Genomic DNA, 275 nt, shown 5'->3' on the forward strand with positions numbered 1-275 from the left:
TGCTTGGGGCTGGGGGGGTGGTTTTTGTTCACCCCCCCCGCGGCCCCGCCCCCGGGGGGCCCCCCCCCGGGGGCGCAGGGGACCTGGCCGCGCACGGAGACGTCCCCCCTCAGTCCCGCCGCGCGAGTACGGACACCTCCGCAATGGCTGCCGCACGGAAGCTTCGAACGCTTGTCTTGGGGGCGGGGCGGCGGCCGCGCGGGGGGGGCCCGGGCGCCAACCCGCGCCCCCCCCCGCGCGAGACGTTGATGGGGGCGCCCCCCCGAGACATATAT

The sequence above is a fragment of the Streptomyces sp. NPDC059456 genome (assembly GCF_042750055.1).
Classification (GTDB): Bacteria; Actinomycetota; Actinomycetes; order Streptomycetales; family Streptomycetaceae; genus Streptomyces.